The organism is Streptomyces sp. NPDC054840, assembly GCF_053611065.1.
Genome location: NZ_JBSGZP010000464.1, coordinates 1 through 6,002 on the forward strand (window position 1 = coordinate 1; position 6,002 = coordinate 6,002).

Genomic DNA, 6,002 nt, shown 5'->3' on the forward strand with positions numbered 1-6,002 from the left:
GAACCGCACACACCATGGGTCACCCCGACGAGCTGATCTCCCCCCGATCCCCGCGGGTGGCCGCCGCCAGGCGCCTGGCGCGGCGCAACTTCCGCACCAAGGAGCGCCGCTTCATCGCCGAGGGCCCGCAGGCCGTCCGCGAGGCCGTCGAGCACCGCGGTCCCACGGGCGAGTCGACCCTGATCGAGCTGTTCGTGACCGTCGAGGCCGCCGAGCGCTACGCCGGAATCATCGAGGCCGCCCTGGACGCGGGCGCCCGCGTGCACTACGCCTCCGACGAGGTGCTCGCCGAGGTCTCCCAGACCGTCACCCCGCAGGGTCTGGTCGGCGTCTGCCACTTCCTGGACTCCCCGTTCGAGGAGATCCTGAAGGCCCGGCCCCAGCTCGTCGCCGTCCTCGCGCACGTCCGCGACCCCGGCAACGCCGGTACGGTGCTGCGCTGCGCGGACGCCGCCGGAGCCGACGCGGTGGTGCTGACCGACGCCTCGGTGGACCTCTACAACCCCAAGTCGGTACGGGCCTCCGTCGGCTCCCTCTTCCACCTCCCGGTCGCCGTCGGTGTTCCGGTCGAGCAGGCGGTCGAGGGGCTCCGGGCGGCGGGCGTACGGATCCTGGCGGCCGACGGCGCGGGCGAGGACGACCTCGACGCCGAGCTGGACGCGGGCACCATGGGCGGGCCCTCGGCCTGGGTCTTCGGCAATGAGGCCTGGGGTCTGCCGGAGGAGACCAGGGCCCTGGCGGACGCCGTCGTACGGGTCCCGATCCACGGAAAGGCGGAAAGCCTGAACCTCGCGACGGCCGCCGCCGTGTGCCTCTACGCGTCCGCGCGTGCACAGCGGGCGCCCGGAGGGTGCCGCTCTGTGACCCCCAGCTAGTAATGTGGCGACCCGGGGGGCCCACTGCGCTACTCGGAGATGTGGGGTACGGGGACATGACCGTCGGTACGAACAGCTCGCCGCAGGCCGACACGACAGCCGGTCCGTCGGCGCCGGGCGTCACCTGCGCCCGTACGGGCGGGCCCGTCGATGCCGTGCCCCCCGCACGCGCCTCGGACGCGCTGCGCGGCGTACCGCCGCAGGGTGCGGCCCGCGGGGCCGTCCTGGTCGGCGGCGCCCCCGGTGAGGGGCTCGGCTTCGGGATCGACCCCGACTGCCTGCCCGACGGACTCGTCGTCGCCGACGCCACCGGGCACGTGATCTGCTTCAACCGGGCCGCCGCCCGGATGACCGCGACCGACCCCGCCCAGGCCCTCGGCACGCCCATCGAGCGGGCCCTCCCGCTGGAGGACCTCGAAGGCCGCCGCTGGTGGACGCTGACCGACCCGTACGGGGGCCTCGCCACCCGCCGCGGACAGCCCGAGCGGAACCTGCTGCTGCCCGGCGGCCGCGAGGTGCTGGTCTCCGCCAGCTACGTCCGCACCCACCCCACCGGCCCGCTGCGCCGCCTCGTCGTGACCCTCCGGGGCACCGAGGCGCGCCGCCGCACCGAGCGCAGCCACGCCGAGCTGATCGCCACCGTCGCCCACGAGCTGCGCTCCCCGCTGACCTCCGTCAAGGGGTTCACGGCGACCCTGCTGGCCAAGTGGGAGCGGTTCACCGACGACCAGAAGCGGCTGATGCTGGAGACCGTCGACGCCGACGCCAACCGCGTCACCCGCCTCATCGCCGAACTCCTCGACATCTCGCGCATCGACTCCGGCCGCCTGGAGGTGCGCCGCCAGCCGGTCGACATCGCCACCGCCGTCGGCCGCCACGTACAGGCGCTCACCGCGAACGGGCAGGCCCCCGAGCGGTTCCTCGTGAGCGTCAGCCGTCCGCTCCCCGATCTGTGGGCCGATCCGGACAAGATCGACCAGATCCTCGGCAACCTCCTGGAAAATGCGGTGCGCCACGGCGAGGGAACGGTCACCATCGGGGTGTCGCCGCATGAGAAGGGAACCGCCGTCACCGTGACCGACGAAGGCCCCGGGATCCCCGAGGAGTCGATGGGCCGCGTCTTCACCCGCTTCTGGCGGGGGAGCAAGCGCGGCGGAACCGGCCTGGGCCTGTACATCGTCAAGGGCATCGTGGAGGCCCACGGAGGGACCATCACGGTCGGCCGCGGCCCCGGCGGCGGCGCCGAGTTCCGATTTATCCTGCCCGTGAGCGCCCCCGCGTACCTCACGCAGTAGCCCTGCGGAGCGTCTCGGCAGGCGGCCCACGGGCTCCTTCACCCCCAGCGGCCTTTAGACTCGTCCTTTGGCACCTTTGTGTCCTTGTGCCGAGCGCGTCCTGCGCGTCGCGCGGGGGACCCATCCAGCCAGCCATCGGAAGTACGGGAAGAGATGTCGGCACCGAACAAGTCGTACGACCCTGTCGAGGTCGAGGCACTGAAACCGGAAGAGATCGAGCGCATGCGGGACGAGGCGCTCGCCGCCTTCGCGTCCGCCGGCGACCTCGACGCGCTGCGTGAGGCGAAGACCGCGCACATGGGCGACCGCTCGCCCTTGGCGCTCGCCAACCGCGAGATCGGCGCGCTGCCCCCGCAGGCCAAGGCCGAGGCGGGCAAGCGCGTGGGACAGGCCCGCGGCGCCGTGAACAAGGCCTTCGGGGCCCGCATGGTCGCGCTCGAGGCGGAGCGCGACGAGCGGGTGCTGGTCGAGGAGGCCGTGGACGTCACGCTGCCCTACGACCGCGTCCCCGCCGGCGCCCGGCACCCCCTGACCACGCTGATGGACCGCATCGCGGACATCTTCGTCGCCATGGGGTACGAGGTCGCCGAGGGCCCGGAGGTGGAGGCCGAGTGGTTCAACTTCGACGCCCTCAACTTCACGCCCGACCACCCGGCGCGCCAGATGCAGGACACCTTCTTCGTCCAGGGGCCCGAGGGCACCCAGGGCGACGAGTCCGGCGTCGTGCTGCGCACCCACACCTCCCCGGTGCAGGCGCGCTCGCTGCTGGAGCGCAAGCCGCCCGTCTACATCGTCTGCCCGGGCCGGGTGTACCGCACCGACGAGCTCGACGCGACGCACACCCCGGTCTTCCACCAGGTCGAGCTGCTCGCCGTGGACGAGGGCCTGACCATGGCGGACCTCAAGGGCACCATGGACCACATGGTCCAGGAGCTCTTCGGCGAGGGCACCACCACGCGGCTGCGCCCGCACTTCTTCCCGTTCACCGAGCCGTCCGCCGAGATGGACATGCAGTGCTACGTGTGCCGCGGCGAGTCGGTGGGCAACCCCGACCGTCCGTGCCGTACCTGCTCCAGCGAGGGCTGGATCGAGCTCGGCGGCTGCGGCATGGTCAATCCCAAGGTGCTCATCGCCTGCGGTGTGGACCCCGAGAAGTACAGCGGGTTCGCCTTCGGGTTCGGCATCGAACGGATGCTGATGTTCCGCCACAACGTCGAAGACATGCGAGACATGGTCGAGGGTGACGTTCGCTTCACCCGGCCGTTCGGGAGTGAGATCTGATGCGCGTCCCGCTTTCCTGGCTGCGGGAGTACGTCGATCTCCCCGCGGGTGAAACCGGCCGTGACGTGGCGGCCAAGCTGGTCGACGCAGGCCTTGAGGTCGAGACCGTCGAGCAGCTCGGCGGCGGCCTCAAAGGCCCGCTCGTCGTCGGGCAGGTGCTGACCATCGAGGAGCTGGAGGGCTTCCGCAAGCCGATCCGCTTCTGCACGGTCGACGTCGGTCAGGCCAACGGCACCGGTGAGCCGCAGGAGATCGTCTGCGGCGCCCGGAACTTCGCCGTCGGCGACAAGGTCGTCGTGGTGCTGCCCGGCGCGGTACTGCCCGGTGACTTCGCGATCGCCTCGCGCAAGACGTACGGCCGCACCTCGCACGGCATGATCTGCTCCGGCGACGAGCTGGGCATGGGCGACGACGGCACGCACGGCATCATCGTGCTGCCGCACGAGCACGAGGTCGGCACCGACGCGATCGAGCTGCTCCAGCTCGTCGACGAGGTCCTCGACATCGACATCACCCCGGACCGCGGCTACTGCATGTCCATGCGTGGTGTCGCCCGCGAGGCGGCCACCGCCTACGGCCTGCCGCTGCGCGACCCGGCGCTGCTCGACGTGCCCGCGCCGAACTCGTACGGCTACCCGGTCAAGGTCGACGACCCGGCCGGCTGCGACCGCTTCACCGCCCGCACGGTGACCGGTCTCGACCCCGAGGCGCGCTCCCCGATCTGGCTGACCCGCCGCCTGCAGAAGGCGGGCATGCGCCCGATCTCGCTCGCCGTGGACATCACCAACTACGTGATGCTGGAGCTCGGCCAGCCGCTGCACGCCTACGACCGCTCCAGCGTCGACGGCGCCATCGGTGTCCGCCGCGCCGAGCAGGGCGAGAAGTTCACCACCCTCGACGGGGTCAAGCGCACCCTCGACGCCGAGGACCTGGTGATCACCGACAACAGCGGGCCGATCGGCCTCGCCGGAGTCATGGGCGGCGCCAACACCGAGATCGCCGACTCCGTCACCGACCCTGAGACCGGGCAGGTCACGGGTACCACGGACGTCGTCATCGAGGCCGCACACTTCGACTCCGTGTCGATCTCGCGCACCGCCCGTCGCCTGAAGCTGTCCTCCGAGGCCTCCAAGCGCTTCGAGCGGGGAGTCGACCCGCAGGCCGCCGCCGCGGCCGCGCAGCGGACCGTCGACCTGCTCGTGCTCCTCGCGGGCGGCACCGCCGAGGCAGGGGTCACCCAGTTCCTCGCCCCGGGCGCGCCGCGCACCATCGCGATGGGCGCGGACCACCCGGACCGGGTCGCGGGCATGGAGTACGGCCGCGAGACCGTCGTACGCCGCCTCCAGGAGATCGGCTGCGACGTCTACGGCCAGGACGAGCTCGTCGTCACCGTCCCGTCGTGGCGGCCCGACCTCGCCGAGCCCAACGACCTCGCCGAAGAGGTCATCCGGCTGGAGGGCTACGGGAACCTCCCGTCGACCCTCCCGCAGGTGCCTTCCGGCCGCGGTCTGACCGCCCGGCAGCAGCTGCACCGCCGGGTCGGCCGCGCGCTGGCCGGCTCGGGCTACGTCGAGGCGCTCAGCTACCCGTTCATCGGTGAGGGCGTCTTCGACCAGCTCCAGATCCCGGCGCACGACGTCGCCCGCCAGGTCGTCAAGCTGGTCAACCCGATCTCCGACGAGGAGCCGGCGCTGCGCACCACGCTGCTGCCGGGTCTGCTCGGCGCGCTGCGCCGCAACGACAGCCGGGGCAGCCACGACCTCGCGCTCTTCGAGACCGGTTCGGTCTTCCGGGCCGCCGCCCAGCCGGGTGTCGCCGTACGGCTGCCCGTCGACCGGCGTCCCACGGACGAGGAGATCGCCACCCTGAACGCGGCCCTGCCCGCGCAGCCGCGGTACGCCGCCGTCGTGCTGGCCGGTGCGCGCGAGCAGGCCGGCTGGTGGGGCAAGGGCCGCCCGGCCGACTGGGCGGACGCGGTCCAGGCCGCCCGCGCGCTGGCCGTCGAGGCCGGCGCCGAGCTGGTGGTCCGCCAGGGCCGGTACGGCCCCTGGCACCCGGGCCGCTGTGCCGAGCTGGTCGTCACCCTCGGCGGAGTCGAGCGGGTCATCGGCCACGCCGGTGAGCTGCACCCGCGCGTCGTCAAGACGATGGGCCTGCCGGCCCGCACCAGCGCGATGGAGATCGACCTGGACCGCCTCGCGGCGGCCGGTGGCGAAGCCCTCCAGGCGCCGCGGATCTCCTCCTTCCCGGTGGCGACCCAGGACGTGGCGCTGATCGTCGACGCGACGGTCCCGGCGTCCTCGGTGGAGGCCGCGCTGCGCAAGGGCGCGGGCGAACTCCTCGAATCGCTGCGGCTGTTCGACGTGTTCACCGGTGAGCAGGTCGGCGAGGGCAAGAAGTCCCTGGCCTACGCGCTGCGCTTCCGCGCGGCCGACCGGACGCTGACCGCCGAGGAGTCCACGGCCGCGCGCGACGCGGCGGTGGCCCTGGCGGGAGAGCGGACCGGGGCGGTGCTCCGGGGCGCGTAACCGCTTCGTACGAGTGAGGGGCC

4 protein-coding genes are annotated in these 6,002 nt (G+C 72.7%); all 4 read left to right on the forward strand.

All coding sequences use genetic code 11. From position 1 onward, the window contains the following. Positions 1–14: 14 nt before the first annotated feature. The 4 genes from ACWGIU_RS26940 to pheT all read left to right on the forward strand — a co-directional run bounded on the left by ACWGIU_RS26940 (position 15) and on the right by pheT (position 5,979). Positions 15–875, forward strand: coding sequence for a TrmH family RNA methyltransferase (locus ACWGIU_RS26940; RefSeq protein WP_453709953.1), 861 nt, complete (start codon positions 15–17; stop codon positions 873–875). Positions 876–931: 56 nt separating this feature from the next. Further along, positions 932–2,170, forward strand: coding sequence for an ATP-binding protein (locus tag ACWGIU_RS26945; RefSeq protein WP_453709947.1), 1,239 nt, complete (start codon positions 932–934; stop codon positions 2,168–2,170). 153 nt (positions 2,171–2,323) lie between these two features. Beyond that, on the forward strand, positions 2,324–3,451 hold the full coding sequence (gene pheS / locus ACWGIU_RS26950) for a phenylalanine--tRNA ligase subunit alpha (RefSeq protein ID WP_453709949.1): 1,128 nt from the start codon (positions 2,324–2,326) through the stop codon (positions 3,449–3,451). Continuing rightward, entirely contained in the window at positions 3,451–5,979 is a 2,529-nt protein-coding gene (pheT, locus tag ACWGIU_RS26955) for a phenylalanine--tRNA ligase subunit beta (protein WP_453709951.1), read from the forward strand. The genes pheS and pheT overlap by 1 nt, the downstream gene beginning before the upstream one ends. The last annotated feature ends 23 nt before the right edge of the window (positions 5,980–6,002 follow it).

Coding starts and splice junctions, on each gene's coding strand:
- pheT (WP_453709951.1), top strand. CDS start 3,451: ATGCGCGTCCCGCTTTCCTGGCTGCGGGAGTACGTCGATCTCCCCGCG.
- pheS (WP_453709949.1), top strand. CDS start 2,324: ATGTCGGCACCGAACAAGTCGTACGACCCTGTCGAGGTCGAGGCACTG.
- ACWGIU_RS26945 (WP_453709947.1), top strand. CDS start 932: ATGACCGTCGGTACGAACAGCTCGCCGCAGGCCGACACGACAGCCGGT.
- ACWGIU_RS26940 (WP_453709953.1), top strand. CDS start 15: ATGGGTCACCCCGACGAGCTGATCTCCCCCCGATCCCCGCGGGTGGCC.